The following is a 20,497-nucleotide window of genomic DNA, read 5'->3' on the forward strand; positions in this document are numbered from 1 at the left end:
CACTTCAATCCGGCGGTAACGCTGGTCTTTGCCTTGAAGCGGGAGATCGAGACCAATACGGCCGCGGCCTACGTCCTGGCCCAGGTCGCAGGCGGCATCGTCGGCACGTTGCTGGCACACGCTATGTTCGAGCTGCCGGTGTTGCAGTTGTCTGAAACCGCGCGGACTGGAAACGGCCAATGGATCGCCGAAATTGTCGCGACCTTTGGCCTGGTCTTCACCATTCTTGCCGGCCTGCGGGCTCGCCCGGACTCAATCCCGTGGCTGGTCGGGCTCTACATTACCGCCGCCTACTGGTTCACGGCATCGACCTCCTTCGCCAATCCGGCTGTCGCCATTGCGCGGGCACTGTCCAACACCTTCGCCGGAATCCGCCCTGTCGACTTGGCGGGGTTCATTGTCGCCGAACTTTTAGGCGCGCTGCTTGCCATGGGTTTGGCTGCGTGGCTGCTCACCGAGGCGAAACCAATCAGACAGATGAAAGCAGCAGAATGACCATCACTATCTACCATAACCCAGACTGCGGCACGTCGCGCAACACGCTGGCCATCATCAGGCAATCCGGCGAGGAGCCGGAGGTGATCGAATATCTGAAGAATCCGCCATCGCGGGAACGGCTCGTCGAGCTTATCGCGGCGATGGGGATGACGCCGCGCCAACTGCTCCGCGAGAAGGGCACGCCCTACGCCGAACTCAATCTCGGTGATCCGAAATGGACTGACGATGAAATTCTGGATTTCATGCTGGCGCATCCGATCCTGATCAACCGGCCGATCGTCGTCAGCCCGCTCGGCGTCGTCCTGGCGCGGCCGTCGGAAAAGGTGCTGGACATCCTGCCCAACCCGCAGATCGGCGCGTTCACCAAGGAGGATGGCGAGGTGGTCATAGACTCGCAAGGCAAGCGCGTAGCCTGATCACGTGCCCGAAGAAGCTTTGCCGAACCTGGACGAGGAACAGTTCCAGCCGATTGACCTGCAGGCGCTGCTGGACGCGCCTCGCTCAATCCACAAGCCTCGCGTGCTGATGCTCTACGGGTCGCTGCGCGAACGATCCTATTCGAGGCTCGCTACCGAAGAGGCGGCCCGTATTTTGCGTCGCTTGGGCGCCGAGGTTCGCATCTACAATCCTTCGGGCCTGCCGCTGCCGGATTCAACGTCGGTCGAACACACCAAAGTGAAGGAATTGCGGGATCTCTCGATCTGGTCGGAAGCCCAAGTTTGGTGTTCTCCCGAGCGGCATGGCGCCATGACCGCCATCATGAAGGCGCAGATTGATTGGCTGCCACTCTCATTGGGCGGCGTGCGGCCCACCCAGGGCCGGACGCTTGCCGTCATGCAGGTTTCCGGCGGCTCGCAGAGTTTCAACGCCGTCAACCAGCTGCGCATCCTCGGCCGCTGGATGCGCATGGTCACCATCCCGAACCAGTCGTCGGTGGCAAAAGCCTTTAATGAGTTCGACGAGGCCGGCCGCATGAAACCGTCGCCCTACTACAACCGGATCGTCGATGTGATGGAGGAGCTGATGAAATTCACCTTGCTCCTGCGTGATCGATCGGCCTATCTCACGAGCCGTTACTCCGAGCGCATCGAAAGCGCGGAGGAGGTTGCCAAGCGGGTGAACCAGCGGTCGATTTGAGCCGGCTGGTTGGCGCAAACGGGACGGCGGCAGCATCGTTGTAGGTCGACTATCGGCGCCCTGAGACGCACCTCCGTCTATGACGATCTGTAGGGGAATTCGGGTGGCATCTGGATTTCGCATCAACACGCCAGCGGCGAGATCGATCAATGAGACGGCGTGACGTTCTCATCGCGACGATGCCTCCGGTGCTGTGGGCAATCGCCTACACCGTGGCGAAGCCGGCTATGGAACGCTTTCCGCCATTGTTTCTCATGAGCCTTGTCTACGCGGTGACGGCACTGGCTCTGTATCGGCCGTGGCAGCTGCGGCAAACATCGCTGTGGGCCGTGATCGCGGCAGCGACACTTGGCGCCAGCTTGCAAAGCGCGCTTATTTTCAGCGGCATCGCCCATGTCCCTGCCACCATGGCGATACTCGCTGTTCAATCCCAGGTTCCGTTCGCGGTTCTCGCAGCTTGGCTTGTCGGTCAGGAGCAGACAAACGCTCGCCGCCTGGTGGGTGTTGTGGTCGCCTTGGCGGGGGTCACGCTGATCGTTGGGCTGCCGAACTCCGTTGGTGAATCCAGTGGCCTGTTGTTGATTGTGCTTGGCACGCTCTGCTGGGGTGTTGCCCAAGCCATCATTCGCACCAAATCCCGAGATCCCGGCGCACGCCTGATGGGAATGATGGCGGCAATTGCCGCGCCACAACTGCTGATCATGTCGCTTATTCTGGAACGTGGGCAGCAGGCAGCCATGGTCCAAGCGACCGTGTCTCAATGGTGCGCAGTTGCTGTCTTGGCGGTTGGAGGTTTCGTCGCCGCGTATTCGATCTGGTATGGCCTGCTTCGCCGACATCGCATTGATGAAATCGCCCCGTTCATCCTCCTGATGCCGCTCTTCGGCGTGCTGACGGCACATGTGCTCCTTGGCGAGGCGATCACCCCGCTGGTCATAACTGGAGGCGCGATCATCCTCATGGGTCTCATACTTGTCGTTTTTACACCGACTGTGGATGACGCAGTGTCTGCCGAGCCGTTGCCTCCTGGATGATGGCCGTCGTGGCTGGACCGTGTGTCACTAACTGAATGCCGGGGCAATCCATGAAGAAATTGTCCAACCCACCGCGAAAGCAGCAGTCTAGAAAGGCCGCCGTTCCTCGCCGGGTTGCCCTCGATCAAGTCCATCTGCTCGACTTGCTGTAAGCTCAATCCCAAGACGACCAGCAACTATGGACCCCCATGACCCAGTTCAGCGCACTAGAGCATCCTACTCGATATCTGTTTTTCACCGGGAAGGGTGGAGTGGGCAAGACTGCGCTGAGCTGTGCGAGTGCGCTTGCCTTGGCAGATCGGGGTCTGCGCGTGCTGCTAGTCAGCACCGATCCAGCGTCCAATCTCGACGAAATGCTCAATGTCGAGTTGTCGGATACCCCTAGACTGGTCCCAGACGTCCAAGGGCTTCTGGCGTTGAACATTGATCCGGAGGCCGCGGCAACGCAATACCGCACACGCGTGCTCGATCAGTTGGATCCCGATGCCACTGATACGGAGCGCTCGACGATCCGGGAACAGCTCTCCGGTGCCTGCACGACAGAAATCGCGGCGTTCGATGAATTCGTTGGCTTGCTGGCAGGCGATGCGCCCGGTTTCGACCACGTCATTTTCGACACTGCCCCAACTGGCCACACCCTACGGCTACTCAGCCTGCCGAAGGCGTGGACAGGTTTTCTGCATGACAACGATCGAGGAGCCTCATGCCTTGGGCCACACTCGGGCCTGAAAATGCAGGAGCAACGTTTTCAGGAGGCTTTGCACTGCCTCGGCGATCCCGCCCGCACTTCGATAGTGCTGGTGACACGCCCCGATCAGGGCGCGATCCGCGAGGCCGCCCGGACGTCGAGTGAGCTCGATGCGCTTGGACTCTCCAACCAGTCGCTTGCCATCAACGGCATGTTTCGCGCGCAAGACAAGTCCGACGCAGTTGCCTCGGCACTCGAACAGGAGCAGGAAAACGCTCTCGCCGCGATGCCTGCTTCGCTGGCGAAGCTGCCCCGGGATGAGTTTCCGCTGCTCGGATTCGATATGATTGGATTGCCAGCGCTTCGCGCGCTTTTGTCGCCAGCGGCGGCGCCAGCTGTAATCGATGCTGCGGAAGCTGCACCTATCGATCTTCCTCGCCTCTCGCACCTTGTGGAGGAAATCGCACACGGCGAGAAGGGCCTCATCATGGTCATGGGCAAAGGTGGCGTCGGCAAGACAACTGTCGCCGCGGCAATCGCGGTCGGACTTGCAGAACGTGGCCATGCGGTGCATCTCACGACCACCGATCCGGCTGCTCATGTGCAGTTGGTCGTGGAAGGAGCGATGCCTGGGCTTACTGTTGATCGCATCGACCCGATCGCAGAGACGAGACGCTATATCGAGAAGATCATGTCGTCTCGCGGGCGGGATCTCGATGACGAAGGCAAGGCGTTGCTGCGAGAGGATCTCGCTTCACCATGCACCGAAGAGGTCGCGGTCTTCCATGCATTCTCGCGGGTCGTCGCGGAAGCGCGCAGCGCCTTTGTCGTGATCGACACAGCCCCTACTGGTCACACGCTTCTGCTTCTGGATGCCACCGGCGCCTACCACCGGCAAATGACACGTCATCTGGATCCCGCCGCGCCCGGGCGCGCGGTTACTCCGTTGATGCGCTTGCAGGACGCAAACTACACCCGCATCATCCTCGTGACCCTTCCTGAAACTACGCCGGTCTCCGAGGCAGGCGCGTTGCAAGACGATCTCCGCCGCGCAGGCATCGAGCCCTATGGCTGGATTATCAACAAGAGCATGATCGCATCTGGCACCCACGATCCCCTCTTGCGCTCAAGGCTGAAGGGAGAAAGAGCGCAGATTGATCGTGTCCTGGCGGCCTACGCGAAGCGGGTATATCTGCTTGGATTTCGCACCACGCCGCCGGTTGGGCTGGGCGAACTCAAGAACCTTGCGAGCTAGCAACACAACGCGGGCGAAGATTCGCCAGCAACGCCGACGATGTCGAACGCAGTTCAAAGCGCCGCAAGAAAAGAGATGCTGTGCTGATCGAGATGCATCGAACCGCGAGACGAACTGACGGTAGTCGCCAGCAAGTGGATACCATTCCAGCCTCCCTGATGGGCGAGGTCAGCTGGCGCGGGACCTGTGTTGCTTACGCGCCATTCTGCCCCAGATTGCGCTTCCTCGCGATCCGCCGCAACAGGCCGTCAATTCCGTATCGAACGATGCGGCCGCTCCGTTCAGGGAACGCGGATCGCTCGTTACATGGGTCATTTTGACGGACGTCACAATGTTACAAAATGTCTTATAAGTTATTGATTTTATTTATGTAACCCAGAGTTCAATCCTCTCTGGCAACACCGCAGAGTAGACCAGAACTTGAGCAAGAATGCTTCAAATCGGCCTGATTGATGGCTGTAACAATTCGTGAAAATAGCCCATCGACTTATTGCTATAACCTCAAAGATGTTGAGGTTGCTCACCCCCACCCAAGCTGCTGAATTTCTCGCTGTCACTCCGAAGCACTTGCTCGAGCTGACGAACGAAGGCGCTGTGCGCTGGGTGAACATTGGTCTTGAAGGCAAGAGGCCCACCCGTCGCTATAGACAAGACGACCTTGCCGAGTTCATTGCAAAGCGGAGCCAAAAGGCATGCCGGTATACCGAAAGCACGGCAAACCAGAATACACCTATGATTTCCAATTTCTCGGTCGTCGATTTTCCGGTCCCACGGGCACGAGCAACAAGCGCCAGGCGGAACGCATCCTAGAGCAAAAGCGGCAGGAAGCGCGGAGCAAGCTGAAGGCGGCTGCAAGCTTCACTGCCGAAGGACCAATGACACTTGAGATAGCTGCTTCCCGCTATTGGCTGGAGGTGGGGCAGCACCTGGCCAATGCCGATAACTACTACCGCTTTCTCGGGTGGCTCCTCGATCATTTTGGCAAGCATGTCACGCTGGACCGGATCTCGGACTCCTTGGTGGCTGCAATGGTATCGCAGAGGCGCAGCGACGGCGTCAGCAACGCCACTGTCAATCGCACCGCTACAGTTCCGCTCCGCGGCATCATGACCCGAGCGAAGAAGACCTGGAAGGTCCCGGTCGGTGATATTGACTGGAGCAGGCATATGCTCAAAGAGCCGAAGGAACGCGTTCGTGAAGCCAGCCAAGACGAAGAGAAGCGCCTGCTGAATGCGATGCGCGACGACTATGCACCCGCTGTTCGGTTTGCCCTCCTAACCGGTTGCCGTCGCATGGAGATCGTCGACCTCACGTGGTCCCGTGTTGACTTCTTTGGCAGGATGATCACCGTCACTGGCAAGGGCGATAAGACGAGGGTCCTGCCGATGACAGACGCGGTGCATGCCCTCTTGTGGGCTCTGAAGGACCACAATCCGACGTCGGTCTTCACCTACGTTGCCCGAAGAACAAACAAACGTCTCAAGCTCGTCAAGGGAACCCGCTACCCAATCACGATGGAAGGCTTCAAGACAGCCTGGCGACGCTACAGAGATAAATCAGGCGTGGAGAACTTCCGGTTCCACGACACGCGCCATACAGCGGCGACGAGAACCCTGCGCACCGGCAACATGAAGATCGTGCAGAGGATGCTGGGCCACGAAGACATCACCACCACGGCGAAATACGCCCATGCGATGATCGAAGATATGCGCATTGCCATGGAGGCAGCAAACCACACCGGAAGTCACACCGGACGAGGAAAGAAAGTCACTAGCGAACTGAAAGATAAGAAGAAATCAGCCTGAGCAACCTTGCCCCCCAGTCAAGTGCGCTACCGGGCTGCGCTACACTCCGGACCGGTCGCGATGTATCGTGATAACCCCGCTCGGGTCAACCGAATTCGGCGACTTTTATCTTGCTGCGATTGCGGGTGCGGGCGAACCCGGCAATGCCGGCCGCAGCAGCCGCTGATGCCGGTATTCCAGCGCGATTGCGCCCCAGATCAGCCCGAGCAGCAGGTAGACATGGCGCCAGTGATCGATGTCGATGAAGGTGCCGAGCCCGATATTGCCGATGAAGGCGACGTAGGCGCACAGGAGATAGGGTTGCCACGGCCGGTCGCGCAGCAGGATGCGGAAACCGGCTGCTATCGTCCAGGCGACGAGCGTCAGGAACGACACGAAACCGAGCCAGCCATAGTCCATCAGCATCTTCAGCCAGATGTCGTGGGTGTCTTCGCCGAAGATCGTGCCGAAGACCAGCGGGCCGATACCGAACGGGTGCTCGAGCGCCATCTGGAAGCCGATCGCGTAGCGGGCGAAGCGGCCGAGTCGCGCCGTGTCGTAGCTCTGTTCGAGATGGGCGCGGTTGGAAAACATCTCCGCCACGCCGGGCAGTTGCAAGATGACGATCATGGCGATGACGAGCAGCGCCAGTGCCGCGATCGTCATCACCACCACGCGCAGCCGGAGCATGCCGCTGGCGCTCTGCAGGAACAGGCAGCCGGTGAGCAGGATGGCCGAGACGGCGAACATGCCCCAGGCGCCGCGCGAGAAGGAGAAGAAGATGCCGGCGGTGATGATCAGCAGCGGCACCGCCAGCAGCGGCATGCGCGGGATCGGTCCGGTCAGCAGCAGGTAGAGCAGATAGATGCCAGGCAGCACGAGGAATGGGCCGAAGACGTTCGGGTCCTGGAAGGCGCCGGCGGCGCGGTCGTATTTGGTGAACATCTCCGCGCCCGGGAAGGCATGGAAATAGCCGGCAATGCCGAGCAGCGAGGTGATCACCGCCGACACGACATAGGCGAAGAAGATCAGCCGGTAGAGGCTGGGTTGCGCCGCCGTCACCGAGGCGAAGAACACGGCGGTGAAGGCGAGAAACAGCGAAACGGAGAGATAGAGCGGGGTGTTGGCGAGGTCCGACATTTGCGTCATGGCGATCATGCCGCCGATGTTCATCGTCACCAGCAGCACCAGCAGCGGCAGTGCCGCACGCGAAATCCTCAGGCCGAAGAGCGCCCAGATGGCGATCAGCCCCGCCATGTAGAGTTCATAAGGCGCCGGTTCGCTGATGACGAAGCCGGACAGGAATATGCCGAGGAAAACCGCCGCCGATGAGATCAGCGAGATCAGCTTGGCGTTGACCGCGCCCAGTGGCAGCTCGTGGGAAATCGCGCTCAATAGGCGTTTTCCGTGTTCAGCAACCGGATCGGCGTCAGGAGCAGGATCCGCAAGTCGAACAGCAGCGACCAGTTCTCGATGTAATAGAGGTCGTACTCGGTTCGCATGCGGATCTTCTCGTTGGTGTCCATCTCGCCGCGCCAGCCATTGATCTGCGCCCAGCCGGTGACGCCGGGCTTGACCTTGTGGCGCGCGAAATAGCCGTCGACCACTTCGTTGTAGAGGAGATTGTGCGACTGCGCGGCGATGGCGTGCGGGCGCGGACCGACAAGCGACAGCGAGCCGAGCAGCGAGTTGAAGAATTGCGGCAGTTCGTCGATCGAGGTCTTGCGGATGAAGCGGCCGACGCGGGTGACGCGCGGATCGTTCCTGGTCACCGTCTGCTTGGCGGTCGGGTCCGACCGGTCCGTGTACATCGAGCGGAATTTGTAGACCTCGATGATCTCGTTGTTGAAGCCGTGCCGCTTCTGGTGAAACAGCACGGGTCCCTTGCTGTCGAGCTTGATGGCAATGGCGGTCGCCAGCATCACCGGCGAGAACACGACGATGCCGATGAGGCTGAAGACGATGTCGAAGGCACGCTTGGCGACCGAATCCCAGTCGTTGATCGGCTTGTCGAAGATGTCGAGCATCGGCACCGAGCCGATATAGGAATAGGCGCGCGGACGAAATTGCAGCGCATTTGAATGTGCCGACAGGCGGATATCGACCGGCAGCACCCACAGCTTCTTCAACAGCTGCAGCACGCGCGATTCGGCCGTCAGCGGCAGCGACACGATCAGCATGTCGATGCGGGCGATGCGGGCGAATTCGATCAGTTCGGAAATGGTGCCGAGCTTGGGATAGCCGGCGACGATGGGCGGCGAGCGCTTGTCGCCGCGATCATCGAAGATGCCGCAGATACGAATGTCGTTGTAGGGCTGCTTTTCGACGGAGCGGATCAGGATTTCCGCTGTCTTGCCGCCGCCGACGATGACAGCGCGCCGCTCCATGCGGCCGTCGCGCGCCCAGCGCCGGATCAGCTTCGACATCACCAGCCTGAGGCCGAAGATGAGGATGAAACCGACGACGAACCAGGTCCCGAACAGCAGGCGCGAATAATCTTCCGACATCTTCGTGGCGAAGGCAGTCAACGCCATCAGGGCGAAGGTGCCGGCCCAGACCAGCAGGACGCGGCCAAAATTGGCGATCGGCCGCATCAAGGCAACAACCTGGTAGCAGTCGGTGACGTCGAGCAGCACCACGGCAAGGAAAGACGTGGCGGCAATCGCCAGCGGGTACTGCCAGGCGAGATAGTTGAAGAACCCGACATAGTAGAAATAGACGCTGAGCCCGGACAGGAACAGCAGCCCGAATTCGACCATGCGCAGGACGCCGCTGACCATGATCGGCGACATCGTATCGCGCCTGTACTGTGACGCGACCTGGCGGGCGACGTCGTTCATGCCGCCGGGCGCATCGCCGTCGGTCGGGGCGTCGAATTTACGCACCGCCTCTGCTGAAAAGCGGTGCGCGGGGTCGATCTCGTTCATGGGGCTTTTCCGCAAGCTTCCCTTCGGTGAATAGCAAAAGAGAGCTAAGAAACCCTTGAAACAACAGGTGGCTTTGGAATGGCTTGGGGGGTTGCGGCCTACTTGTTGAGCGCGGCGAAATAGGCCTTCTCTATCTCGGCGGCCATCACATCGGCGCCGAAGCGTGCCTTGAGGCTGGCCTCATCGGGCATCAGGTTGCGATAGGCGGCGGGGTCGGCCAGCGCCTGGCTCATCCTGGCCGCAAGCTCGATCGGGTCGGGCCGGATCAGGGCAGGGGAGCCAGCGCCGAAAATCTCTGGTATGCCGCCGACGGCCGTGGCGATCATCGGTTTTCCCGCGGCTAGCGCCTCGAGGACGATGTAGGGCATGGCTTCTGCGCGCGACGGAACGACCACGAGCGCCGCCAGCGCGAAGGCTTCCCTGGCCGGCATCGGCGGCAGGAAACGGACATTGCCATCGAGCCCGAGGCGCTTCACTTGACCATGGTAACGCGGCAGGTCGTCACCGTCGCCCACCATGACCGCGGTAAGCGCGCGGCCGAGCTGGGGGCCGGCCGCGGCCAGCGCATCGATGAAGATGTCGGGTCCCTTCAGGTCGCGCATCATGCCGATATAGAGCAGATCGGCACCATCGGCCCCGGTGATCACCGGTTCGAACTCGGCGGCACGCAGGCCGTTGTAGACCAAGGTGTTCGGGATCGGCGGTTCGCCGACCTTGCGGCGATAGGTTCGCCTTTCGTAGTCGGAAACAAACAGCAGGCAGTCGGTGAAGCGGGCCATGAACCGCTCGAGCGCGAAGAACAGCTTTCCGGTGGTCGTGTTCTCGTCATAGTGGAGGGAGCCACCATGCGGCGAATAAAGGCGGGCTACGCGAGACCTTGATACCCGCAACAATGAGCCGAACAGACGGGCATAGGCGCCACCCTTGGCGCCGTGCCCGTGCAGCACGTCCGGCCGCAATTCCTTGATGATCCTGTAGGTGCGCCAGGCCGACGCCGCGTCGCCCGGGCCGACATGGCGTTGCATCGGCGTGCGATGGATGCCGAGCGCCAGCATATCGTTCATCTGCTCGAACAGGCGCTCCTCGAATTCTCCACCCGTCGTCGAATCGCAGACGATGCCGACCGAATGCCCGGCGGCAACCTGTGCCTCGGTCAGGTCGCGCACATGTCGGAAAATTCCTCCGACGGGTGAGCGAAAGCAATGGACGATCCGGAGTTTGTCCGCCACGTGGTGGTTCGTCAGAAGAGACGTTCGCGGACGTAGACGGTATCTCCGGGCAGCAGCGGGTCGGAAGTGACCACGCGGCCGGTCATCACCTTGCCGTTAATGTCGCGGGTGATGTCGACGCTTTCCTGGTTGGCGCGCGGTGTGAAGCCGCCGGCAATGGCGATCGCCTTCTGCACCGTCAGGCCGGGGACGTAGGAATATTGACCGGCAGCGCCCACTTCGCCCATGACGAAGATCGGCCGGTAGCGGTCGATCTCGACCGAGACGTCGGGATCGCGCAGATAGCCTTGTCGCAGCTTGTCGGCGATTTCCTTTTCCATCTGCTGTGCGGTGTGGCCGCGTGCCGGTACGGCGCCGACAAGCGGGAAGGAGAGATAGCCGGATTGGTCGACACTGTAGGTATTGGTCAGCCCGTCCTGCTCGAACACGGTGACGCGGACGCGGTCGCCGGCGCCGAGGCGGTAGGGCTGATTGAGCACCTCGTGGAAGGCTGCCGGCGTCGGCCGGTAGCTGGAGCAGCCGGCAAGCATCGATACGGCAAGCAGCGCGCGAAAGAGGGAAGCAGTGCTTTTCATGACCGGACACGTACCTTCGACTGGTCGCTGCAGCGTCGCAGCAAGCTCGGGGATCGAGTTTCGTTATCATCCTGTTAGGGTTAATGGCCGGTAAAGGAGGTGGCGGATACGGCGAGCGTCGGCAAGAGTTTTCGCGGTCTTTGGCGGTTTTGTTTGTTGCCTTCCAGTAAACCCTAACGACAGCTTACCGTGATCTTAACGGCTGAGTTACCATAGTTGTTTACGGTGCATCCTGACCCAGTACCGGAGTAGGGATGCATGTCCGTTCAGTCCGCGGCCGCAGATGTCGACGTCGATCTCAGGCAGCTCTTCGCCAGTCTGGCGAGGAACTGGCTGCGCATCCTCGTCGTCACGCTGGTGGTGACCGGCGCGGCTTTCGCGTTCGCCTCGACGGCAACCCGGCACTACAAGGCCCAGGCACAAGTGGAGATCATTCCACGTGAATCGGTCTATACGCGGCCGGCCGGCAACAACGACACCGACAAGCCAATCCTCGATGAATCGGGCATCGCCACCCAGGTCCAGATAATTTCCTCAAATGACATCCTCAAGCAGGTGGCGCAGAAGCTCGATCTGGCGAAACTGCCCGAATTCGACGAAGCAGCCGGCATGTCATCGTTGAGTCGCCTGCTGGTTCTGGTCGGGTTGAAAAGCGACCCGATGGACATACCGGTCGACGAGCGCGTGCTGAAGAAGATGCGCGAGAAGCTCAACGTCTATGGCGTTGAAAAGACCCGCATTATCGCCATCGAGTTTTCCTCGCAGGATCCGATGCTCGCAGCGGCGGTCCCTGACGCCATTGCCGCTGCCTATATCGCTGGCCAAGGGACAGCCAAGCTCGAATCCAATGCCGCGGCCGCTGATTTTCTGGCGCCGGAGATCGCCGACCTGCAGCAGCAGGTCAAGGCTGCCGAGGCCAAGGTCGCGACCTACCGCGCCCAGTCCGATCTTCTGATGGGCGGCAACAACTCGGTGCTGGCCACGCAGCAGCTTGCGGAGCTGTCGAGCGAACTGTCGAAAGTGCGTGGCAATCGTGCCTCGGCGGAAGCGACAGCGGACAATGTGCGCAAGGTGCTGCGGAATGGCGGTTCGCTGGATACGGTGCCGGAAGTCCTGTCATCGGACCTGATCCAGCGTCTGCGTGAGCGACAGGTCGAATTGCGCTCCAATATCGCCGATCTGTCCACGACCCTGCTTGGCAATCATCCGCGCATTCGCGCGCTGAAGTCGCAACTGGCCGATCTCGATGCACAGATCCGCGGCGAAGCCGAGAAGATCATAAAGGGCCTGCTGGCGCAGGCCGATACGGCCAAGGCGCGCGAGAGCCAGCTTGTCGCCGATGTCAATACGCTGAAGGCGGCTTCGGCGCGCGCCGGCGAACAGCAGGTCGATCTCGACGCACTGCAGCGCGACGCCGCTGCCAAGCGCCAGCAACTCGAGCTTTATCTGACCAATTACCGCGAAGCGGCTTCTCGCCAGGATCGCAAGTATCTGCCCGTCGACGCCCGCATCTCCTCAAAGGCCTCGGTACCGTCCGAGCCCTATTTCCCGAAGGTCCTGCCGATCGTCAGCGCCGCTTTCGTCGCATCGCTGCTGATCATGGCCATTGCGACGCTTCTGCAGGAGCTGTTTTCAGGCCGCGCGATGCGGCCGGCGGCGGGTGCCGGCTTCGAGCCGATCGATGAGGTCGCGATGCCGGTTGTCCGCCAGGAACCCGCTACCCTCCAGGAGATGGGGGAATATCCGGCTGAAGCGGTGGTCGAGCCCGACAAGGCCCCGCTGCCCTATACAACTGCAATGCCCGAGACCGTCGCGTCCGATATGGCCGAGGCCCCTGGCATGGTTGCGGTGCCCGAGGCGGTGCCAGCCGAGCGTATCGCCGACGAGATCGAACCGGCACGTTCCAGCCTGGGTGAGATCGACATCGAAAAGGCGGCTGAGAAGCTGATCGCAAGCGGGGCCGCGCGCGCCATATTCGTCTCTCCGGAGGGCGATGAGGCAGCCGCATCGGCGGTCCTGGTGGCGCGCGAGGTCTCGGACGCCGGCCTGCGCGTCTTGTTGCTGGACCTGACGGCGTCGGGGGCTGCCTCGCGGCCGATGCTGGACAGTGGTCTTTTCCCCGGCATCACCAATCTGCTCGCTTCGGAAGCGCAGTTCAGCGACGTCATCCACGCCGATCTCTACTCGGACTGCCACGTCATCCCCGTCGGCACCGCCGATCCGGTCCGCGCCATGCGCGCGGCCGATCGGCTTCCGATCATCATGCAGTCGCTGACCACCGCCTATGACCTTGTCGTTGTCGAATGCGGACCGGCCGATGCGCAGGGTATCGGCCGTCTGGCCGGCGATGCCACCGAGGTCTTTCTCTCGATGCTGGAACCGGACGACGAAGTGGCACAGGCCGCGGTCAAGCTGATCGAAAGCGGCTATCCCGACCTGACACTGGTGACGCCGCTCGGCCACGAGCCGCCCGGCAATCCGGTGCCGGGACGGCGCTCCGCCGCGTGAAAGAGCCGTAGAGCGCTTGTGGGGGCCTGTTCGGAGGTCCGGTTCTATCCCAGCTCCAGGGTCGTCACGCCGAATATCCGGTGCGGGCCGAGCTTCGGGGGCGGACCCTTGTACATGCGGGTGGTGGTGAAGGTCGGTGAGAAGCCTGCCGCATCGAGCGCGGCGATGAAGTCCACATTGGCGGCCGGAACGTCGATGTGAAAGTCGCCGCCCTCGCACGCACCCGCCAGCCCCTCCAGCAGGTGCAGCGCGACTCCGATATCGTCGGCAAACAGCGGGCCGATCTTAAAGCCATTGCGACAGGAGCGCGCCACGGCATAGCCCGTCGTTCCAAGAGATGAGATCACCGCCAGCGCGTGGTGGGGCGGCTGCAGCCATCGCCGCAGGAAGGCGCGCCGAGGGGCGGGGAAGCAATGGGCATCATAGGCGATGATGTCGGGTACGAGCTCGGTCTTCACCGTCCTGAGTCCGTCCGCCCTGACCGGCGGGCCCGCCTTGCGGCCGCTGTAGCGGATTGTTTCATAGGCCGGACTGAAGCCCTTGCGCCGGTAATTGGCCTGCTGCTCTGCCACGCCGTCGAGGCCGACGGTGCGACCGGCAAGTCTTTTCATGCCAGCGTTCCAGACCGCCTTGCCGAAGCCTTTGCCGCGCTTGTCCGGCCGGCAGATGTAGAGGCCGATGAAGCCGAATTCGCGGCCATAGGCCACCGCCGAGATCGCCGCGACCATTTCGTTGCCGACGAAGGCACCGATGAAGCCTTCGGGGTCCGCGGCCTGGAACATCGCCGCGTCCTCGAGACCAGGGTTCCAGCCTTCCGCCGCTGCCCAGTCGATCAGGACCGTCAACTCCTGCAGCGACAGCGTGCGGATGGTTGGCTTCATTGCGCTCACTCCGCTGCGACTGCTCCGGGTGAGAAGGATTTCAGCACACCACGATAGGGCTTGGCCAGCGGGCTCGCATAGGCGCCGCGCTTCGATGTCGACAGGCCGAGTGCGATCAGCGCCTCGGCCTGCTTCAGCGCCGCGCCGACGCCGTCGATGACCGGCAGTTCGAATTCCGCCTGCAGCCGGTGCGCGAGATCGGCCATGCCGGCGCAGCCGAGCACGATGGCCTCGGCGCGGTCCTCGTCGACGGCGCGGGCGATTTCGTCGCGCAGCTTTCCGACCGCGCCCGATGCCGGATCGTCAAGCGCAAGTACCGGAATGTCGGCGACGCGCACGCGCGCCCGTCCCGCCATGCCGTAGCGCTGCACCAGCGCCTCCACCGGCACGCGCGAGCGGTCGGTGGTGGTGACGACGCTGAATCGCTGGGCGATGAAGGACGCCATGCCGAGGGCCGCCTCGCAGATTCCAATGACGGGAATCGCGGCCATGGCGCGCGCCGCGTCGAGGCCGGTGTCGTCGAAGCAGGCGATGATGGCCGCCTGCGCGCCGCGCCGCTCACCGGCGGCGATCTCCATCAGCAGGCCAGGCACGGCGAGCGCCTCGTCATAATAGCCTTCGATCGAGGCCGGCCCCATCGATGAGGTCACGGCGACGACCTCGGTCCAGGCGCCAGCCGCCGCGCGCGCCGCGGCCGCGATGGTCTCGGTCATGCTGGCCGTCGTGTTGGGATTCACCACCAGTATCCGCACGATCAAGCTCTCGCCCGGCGGCGGCCGACATGGAGGATGGCGCCCAGCGTTGCCAGGATCACCAGGAAGGAAAACACGGTCGTCACCGTGCCCAGCGCATAGAGCACCGGCGTCGTCACATTGGTCGTCATGCCGTAGATTTCCAGCGGCAGCGTGTTGAAGGTGCCCGACGTCATCAGCGTGCGGGCGAATTCATCGTAGGACAAGGTGAAGCCGAACAGGCCGACGCCGATCAGGCTCGGCGCGATCATCGGCAGCACGACGTGGACGAAGGTCTGCCAGGAGGTGGCGCCCAGATCGCGCGCGGCTTCCTCATAGGCAGGCGAGAAGCGGTTGAAGACGGCGAACATGATCAGCACGCCGAAGGGCAGCGTCCAGGTCAGATGCGCGCCCAAGGCCGATGTGTACCAGGCCGGGCGAAAGCCGATCTGCTGGAAGACGACGCCGATGCCCAGTGAAATGATGATCGAAGGCACGACGAGGCTGGCGACGGCGAGGTAGAACAGGGCCGTGGCGCCTCGGAAATTCCGGCGGAAGGCAAGACCCGCGAGCAGCGACACCACGACGGTGACGATCATCACCATGACGCCCAGCACCAGCGAGCGCCTGAAGCTGCCGCCGAAATCGCCGACCGCCTGGCGTTCGAACAGATTGGCGAACCAGTGCAGCGACACACCATTGAGCGGAAACGTCAGTCCGCCCTCGGGCCCCTGGAAGGACAGGATCAGGATCGCCGACAGCGGGCCATAGAGGAACAGCACGAAGAGCGTGAAGAACACTGCCAGCACGTAGAATTCGAAGCTGCGTTTTTCGTGGCTCATGTCACAGTTCTTTCCTGATATCGACGATGCGCAGGATGCCGGCGACCATCAAGAGCACCAGCACCAGCAGCACGACGGCGTTGGCGGCGGCCGCCGGATATTGCAGCAGCGACATCTGGTTTTTCATCATCAGCGCCACCGACGCGCTCTGCCCGCCCGACATCACCTGCACGGTTGAGAAATCGGCCATCACCAGGGTGACGACGAAGATGGTGCCGATCGCCATGCCTGGCTTGGCCAGCGGAATGATGACGTTCCACAGCACTTGCCAGCCCGAAGCGCCGGCGTCGCGGGCGGCCTCGACCAGCGAGCGGTCGATGCGCATCAGCGTGTTGAAGATCGGCGTCACCATGAACAGCGTGTAGAGATGCACCATGGCCAGCACGACGGCGAATTCGGAATAGAGCAGCCATTCGATGGGCTTGGGCACAATGCCCAGATGCACCAGCGTAGAATTGATCAGGCCGTTGCGGCCGAGCACCGGGATCCACGAGATCATGCGGATGATGTTGGAAGTCAGGAAGGGAACGGTGCAGACCAGGAACAGCACCATCTGCATGGCCGTGGTGCGGATGTGGAAGGCGAGGAAATAGGCGACCCAGAAGCCGATGAACAAGGTCAGCGCCCAGACGATGGCCGCGAATTTGATCGTGTTGAGATAGGTTTTCCAGGTGACCCAAGAGCCCAGCACGTCGGAATAGTTGGTGGCCAGGAAATCCGGGTACATGGCGGCGAAGTCGTAGTCCCAGAAAGAGACGACGACGATCATGATGATCGGCAACAGCAGGAACGCACCGAGGATCAGCGCCAGCGGCGCCGATTGCAGATAGGGCGTGACGGCGCCGAGCGAGAAGCGGCGGCGCCTGGCGGGTTTCGCGGCGGCGATTGCGGGACGTTCGAGCGCGACTGTCATCAATGCTCTCGGGTTTGGCGATGCGGCCTGAGCCGTGTTCCCTTCTCCCACGAGGGGAGAAGGGAAGAGGAGGCGCGCGCTAGGCTTCCTTACGCCGCGATGAATTCGTTCCAGCGCTTCACCATGTAGCGGTCCTCGTCCATGACGGAGTTCCAGCAGGCGACATGGCCCATGCGCTCCTCGAACGAGCCGCCGTCGCGCAGCGCGCCGGCCTTTTCCATGACGGTGCCGTCGGGCGCCTTGATGTCGCCCTTGGCTGGCTTGCCCTCGATCCAGTAGCCCCACTCGTCCTCGGTCATGAACTTCTTGGCCGAGACCATGTTGGCCGAGTAGTAGCCCTGGCGGTTGAGATAGCCGCCGACCCAGCCAGACGTGTACCAGTTGATGTATTCATAGGCGGCGTCGAGCTGGGCGCCCGAGAGATGCGCCGCCAGCCCAAGCCCGCCGCCCCATGAGCGGTAGCCTTCCTTGAGCGGCTGGAAGCGGCAGGCGATACCCTTGGAACGTACGGCGGCGACAGCCGGCGACCACATCGACTGGATGACCACTTCGCCCGACGCCATCAGGTTGACGCTCTCGTCGAAGGATTTCCAGAAGGCGCGGAACTGGCCGCCCTGCTTGGCCTTGATCAGGAAGTCGATGGTCTTGTCGATCTCTTCCTTGGTCATGTTGCCCTTGTCGGCATATTTGATGTTGCCCATGGCTTCCATGATCATGGCGGCGTCCATGATGCCGATGGACGGGATGTTGAGGATCGCGGTCTTGCCCTTGAAGGCCGGGTCCATGATGTCGGCCCAGGTGGTGATGTCGCGGCCGACGAGATCGGGGCGGATGCCCAGCGTGTCGGCGTTATAGATGGTCGGCACCATCGTGAACCAGTTGGTCGGCGCCTTGGCGAACACCTTGCTGTCCTGCGCCTCGACGAAGCCGACCGTGTGCGGCGCGGTGCCTTGGGCAATCACGCTGTCGGGCGTCAGCTTGCCGGTTTTGAACAGCGGCACCAGCTCGTCGTAATATTTCAGCTTGCTGACATCCATCGGCTGCAGCACACCGGTGGGGAACACTTTCTTGCAGATCCAGTATTCGATGTCGGCGATGTCGTAACTGTCGGGCTGGGTTACGGCGCGCTGGGCGGCGGCGTCGGAATCGGTCGCGGTCATTTCCAGCGTGATGCCGAGGTCGGCCTTGCACTTGTCGGCGATGGCATTGAGGTTCGACACGCCGGTGCCGAACTGGCGCAACGTGATGTTGGATTGCGCCCAGATCGTCGGGAAGCCGGTGATGGCGCCGGATCCGGCGGCGAGGCCGACGGCCGCCGCACCTGTCTTGAGCAGCGAGCGGCGCGATATGCCCGTCTTGGCTTGCGTGGTGTTTGTCATGTCTATTCCCCTTTCTTGTTTTGCTTCGTTGGCGTCATGAATGAAGGCGGCCGAGGACGATCGCGTCTTGCGGATCCCAGGCGAGCGGTACGGCGTCGCCGATGGCGACCGGTTTGGCGAAGAAGTCGGAATCGTCGACGATGACCGTGAAATCGCCGATGCCGGCGCCAGTGACGGAGAGCTTCACCGTGGCGCCGCGGTATTCGATGTTGGAGACGATGCCGGTGAAGCCGAGGCCGGGCGAGGCAGCGGCGCCGATGCGCACATGGTCGGTGCGGATGGCGATGTCGATCGGCTGCCCCGCCTCCTGTGGCTTCCCGCTGGCGGCGAGCGAGCCACCGCCATTGACGTCGAAGACGACCATGCCGTCCTGGTTGCCGGTGACGCGGCCGGAGATGACGTTGTGGTCGCCCATGAAGCGCGCGACGAAAGCGGTTGCCGGCCGCTCGAACACGTCGCGCGGCGGGGCCGCCTGCTCGATGCGGCCGTCATTCATCACCACGATCAGGTCGGCGAGCGCCATCGCTTCCTCCTGGCTGTGGGTGACGTGGACGAAGGTGATGCCGAGCGACGTCTGCAGTTTCTTCAACTCGGCGCGCATGCGGATCTTCAGGAACGGATCGAGTGCCGACAGCGGTTCGTCGAGCAACAGCGCCTCGGGATCGGTGATCAGCGCACGCGCCAGCGCCACGCGCTGCTGCTGGCCGCCGGAAAGCTGCGCAGGGCGGCGCGTGGCATAGGCCTCCATCTGCATCAGCTTGAGCATATCCAGCGCCTTGGCGCGGCGCTGTTCCTTGTCGACGCCCTTCATCTTGAGGCTGAAGGCGACATTGTCGATGAGGTCGAGATGCGGGAACAGCGCATAGGACTGGAACATCATCGCCGTGCCGCGCTTGGCCGGCGGCAGGTCCGTCACGACGGTGTTGCCGAGGCGTACATCGCCGCTGGAGATGCTCTCGTGGCCAGCGATCATGCGCAGCGTGGACGTCTTGCCGCAGCCGGAAGGGCCAAGCAGACAGCAATAGGTGCCGGCGGGGATCTTCAGGCTGATATCCTCGACGGCGGTCGTCGTTCCATAGACTTTCGAAACGGACACGATGTCGATTTCGGCGGCTTTGGACATCAGGCTTCCCCGTTTGGTCGCATTAACCAAAGCATCATGCGTGCCAATCGCGAGGCGAGTGGCCAAGCGGTTGAATCGTCGGCAGAATCTGAATTCCTGATCGCTGCTCACGGAACGGGCTGGCTTGTGCATTGCACAAATAATGGGCTATTGTAAGCGATATGCACAAAAATCGTATGCAATCTTTTTTGCCTTCGTGTTCACTTTGCCTCTCGTGCTGGCCTTGCGAGTCGCGCTAGAAGGAGGCAGGACACCTTCCGCCATGAACATCGCCGATCAGGTCTATTCAGCCGCCGACAGCGCCACGCAGGATCGCGCCCAGACGATCCGCGACCAGCTGCGCGACGCCATCGTCGATCGCCGGCTGGCGCCAGGCACCAAGCTGTCGGAAGGCGAGGTCGGCACGTTGTTCGATGTCTCCCGCACTGTCGCACGCGCGGCCCTGCAGATGCTGTCCTTCGAAGGGCTGGTGCGCACCGAGCGCAACCGTGGCGCCTTCGTCGCCAACCCGTCGCCAGAGGAGGCGCGCCAGGTATTCGCCTCGCGCCGGCTGATCGAGCCGGGCATCGCGATCGCCGCCTGCGGGCGCGTAACCGCCGCCGACATCGTCGCCTTCAGGGCGCAGCTCGACGAGGAGGGGCGCTTTATCGCCGAGCGCGGCCCACATGCGAGACGCTCCGAAATCAAGGCGTCGGGCGACTTCCATCTGCTGCTGGCCTCGGTTGCCGGCAATGCCATCCTGCAGCGCTTCATGGAGGAGCTGGTGGCGCGCTCGTCGCTGGTCATTGCCCTTTATGGACGATCCGGCGCGTCGGCCTGCGGGCACAGCGAGCACACGGGCATTGTCGGCGCGCTGGAGAGCCGAGATTCCGGGCTGGCGAGCCGGCTGATGCTGCACCATATCGACCATATCGAGGCGGATCTCGATCTGCGCGTCAGGGCCGGCCCGGCGCTCAGGGAAGCCCTGAATTTCTGAGACCCGGGGCATGATTT

The 20,497-nt window shown here is 62.3% G+C and carries 19 protein-coding genes; 9 read left to right on the forward strand and 10 right to left on the reverse strand.

Features of this window, described 5'->3' with window-relative positions; translation table 11 throughout:
- The 7 genes from OOJ09_RS13265 to OOJ09_RS13290 all read left to right on the forward strand — a co-directional run.
- On the forward strand, nucleotides 1-495 hold a 495-nt coding region (locus OOJ09_RS13265; protein WP_269905655.1), incomplete at its 5' end, for an aquaporin.
- Nucleotides 492-914 (forward strand): arsenate reductase (glutaredoxin), encoded by a 423-nt coding sequence (gene arsC / locus OOJ09_RS13270; protein ID WP_269905656.1) that lies wholly within the window; start codon nucleotides 492-494, stop codon nucleotides 912-914. The genes OOJ09_RS13265 and arsC, both read left to right, overlap by 4 nt.
- 19 nt (nucleotides 915-933) lie before the next feature.
- Nucleotides 934-1,635, forward strand: a complete 702-nt coding sequence (arsH, locus tag OOJ09_RS13275) for an arsenical resistance protein ArsH (protein WP_333474468.1) — start codon at nucleotides 934-936, stop codon at nucleotides 1,633-1,635.
- 149 nt (nucleotides 1,636-1,784) lie between these two features.
- Nucleotides 1,785-2,669 (forward strand): DMT family transporter, encoded by an 885-nt coding sequence (locus tag OOJ09_RS13280; protein ID WP_269905657.1) that lies wholly within the window; start codon nucleotides 1,785-1,787, stop codon nucleotides 2,667-2,669.
- Between the two features lie 188 nt (nucleotides 2,670-2,857).
- The gene (gene arsA / locus OOJ09_RS13285) at nucleotides 2,858-4,612 is read left to right on the forward strand and encodes an arsenical pump-driving ATPase (RefSeq protein WP_269905658.1); all 1,755 of its coding nucleotides are present in this window, start codon (nucleotides 2,858-2,860) and stop codon (nucleotides 4,610-4,612) included.
- Between the two features lie 507 nt (nucleotides 4,613-5,119).
- A complete protein-coding gene (locus OOJ09_RS32050) occupies nucleotides 5,120-5,422 on the forward strand; it encodes a helix-turn-helix domain-containing protein (RefSeq protein WP_420107513.1) in 303 nt (100 codons plus the stop codon).
- Nucleotides 5,305-6,417 (forward strand): tyrosine-type recombinase/integrase, encoded by a 1,113-nt coding sequence (locus tag OOJ09_RS13290; protein ID WP_269905659.1) that lies wholly within the window; start codon nucleotides 5,305-5,307, stop codon nucleotides 6,415-6,417. The genes OOJ09_RS32050 and OOJ09_RS13290 overlap by 118 nt, the downstream gene beginning before the upstream one ends.
- Nucleotides 6,418-6,522: 105 nt before the next feature.
- Here the strand turns inward: OOJ09_RS13290 and OOJ09_RS13295 are convergent, their stop codons facing one another.
- From OOJ09_RS13295 to OOJ09_RS13310, 4 genes are all read right to left on the reverse strand, one after another.
- On the reverse strand, nucleotides 6,523-7,791 hold the full coding sequence (locus tag OOJ09_RS13295; protein ID WP_269905660.1) for an O-antigen ligase family protein: 1,269 nt from the start codon (nucleotides 7,789-7,791) through the stop codon (nucleotides 6,523-6,525).
- On the reverse strand, nucleotides 7,788-9,323 hold the full coding sequence (locus OOJ09_RS13300; protein ID WP_269905661.1) for an undecaprenyl-phosphate glucose phosphotransferase: 1,536 nt from the start codon (nucleotides 9,321-9,323) through the stop codon (nucleotides 7,788-7,790). The genes OOJ09_RS13295 and OOJ09_RS13300 overlap by 4 nt, the downstream gene beginning before the upstream one ends.
- Nucleotides 9,324-9,421: 98 nt before the next feature.
- Nucleotides 9,422-10,552, reverse strand: coding sequence for a glycosyltransferase family 4 protein (locus tag OOJ09_RS13305; protein ID WP_269905662.1), 1,131 nt, complete (start codon nucleotides 10,550-10,552; stop codon nucleotides 9,422-9,424).
- Between the two features lie 11 nt (nucleotides 10,553-10,563).
- On the reverse strand, nucleotides 10,564-11,127 hold the full coding sequence (locus OOJ09_RS13310) for a polysaccharide biosynthesis/export family protein (protein WP_258593017.1): 564 nt from the start codon (nucleotides 11,125-11,127) through the stop codon (nucleotides 10,564-10,566).
- Between the two features lie 258 nt (nucleotides 11,128-11,385).
- Here OOJ09_RS13310 and OOJ09_RS13315 point away from each other — a divergent pair, with 258 nt between their 5' ends.
- The gene (locus OOJ09_RS13315; RefSeq protein ID WP_269905663.1) at nucleotides 11,386-13,635 is read left to right on the forward strand and encodes a GumC family protein; all 2,250 of its coding nucleotides are present in this window, start codon (nucleotides 11,386-11,388) and stop codon (nucleotides 13,633-13,635) included.
- Between the two features lie 44 nt (nucleotides 13,636-13,679).
- Here the strand turns inward: OOJ09_RS13315 and OOJ09_RS13320 are convergent, their stop codons facing one another.
- From OOJ09_RS13320 to OOJ09_RS13345, 6 genes are all read right to left on the reverse strand, one after another.
- On the reverse strand, nucleotides 13,680-14,516 hold the full coding sequence (locus OOJ09_RS13320; protein WP_269905664.1) for a GNAT family N-acetyltransferase: 837 nt from the start codon (nucleotides 14,514-14,516) through the stop codon (nucleotides 13,680-13,682).
- Nucleotides 14,517-14,521: 5 nt separating this feature from the next.
- Nucleotides 14,522-15,268 carry an aspartate/glutamate racemase family protein gene (locus OOJ09_RS13325; RefSeq protein WP_269905969.1) on the reverse strand — a complete coding sequence of 249 codons (747 nt, stop codon included), beginning with the start codon at nucleotides 15,266-15,268 and terminating at the stop codon, nucleotides 14,522-14,524.
- 2 nt (nucleotides 15,269-15,270) lie between these two features.
- Nucleotides 15,271-16,089 (reverse strand): ABC transporter permease, encoded by an 819-nt coding sequence (locus OOJ09_RS13330; protein WP_269905665.1) that lies wholly within the window; start codon nucleotides 16,087-16,089, stop codon nucleotides 15,271-15,273.
- 1 nt (nucleotide 16,090) lies between these two features.
- A complete protein-coding gene (locus tag OOJ09_RS13335) occupies nucleotides 16,091-17,002 on the reverse strand; it encodes an ABC transporter permease (protein WP_269905666.1) in 912 nt (303 codons plus the stop codon).
- A gap of 89 nt (nucleotides 17,003-17,091) precedes the next feature.
- Complete coding sequence (locus OOJ09_RS13340; RefSeq protein ID WP_269905667.1) at nucleotides 17,092-18,381, reverse strand: ABC transporter substrate-binding protein; 1,290 nt, start codon at nucleotides 18,379-18,381, stop codon at nucleotides 17,092-17,094.
- Between the two features lie 34 nt (nucleotides 18,382-18,415).
- Nucleotides 18,416-19,504, reverse strand: coding sequence for an ABC transporter ATP-binding protein (locus OOJ09_RS13345; RefSeq protein ID WP_269905668.1), 1,089 nt, complete (start codon nucleotides 19,502-19,504; stop codon nucleotides 18,416-18,418).
- A 262-nt stretch (nucleotides 19,505-19,766) separates the two neighbouring features.
- On the opposite strand from OOJ09_RS13345, the gene OOJ09_RS13350 reads away from it, so the two are divergent.
- Nucleotides 19,767-20,480, forward strand: a complete 714-nt coding sequence (locus OOJ09_RS13350; protein ID WP_269905669.1) for a GntR family transcriptional regulator — start codon at nucleotides 19,767-19,769, stop codon at nucleotides 20,478-20,480.
- Nucleotides 20,481-20,497: the final 17 nt, after the last annotated feature.

The organism is Mesorhizobium qingshengii (genome assembly GCF_027563465.1).
In the GTDB taxonomy this organism is placed as follows: domain Bacteria; phylum Pseudomonadota; class Alphaproteobacteria; order Rhizobiales; family Rhizobiaceae; genus Mesorhizobium; species Mesorhizobium qingshengii_A.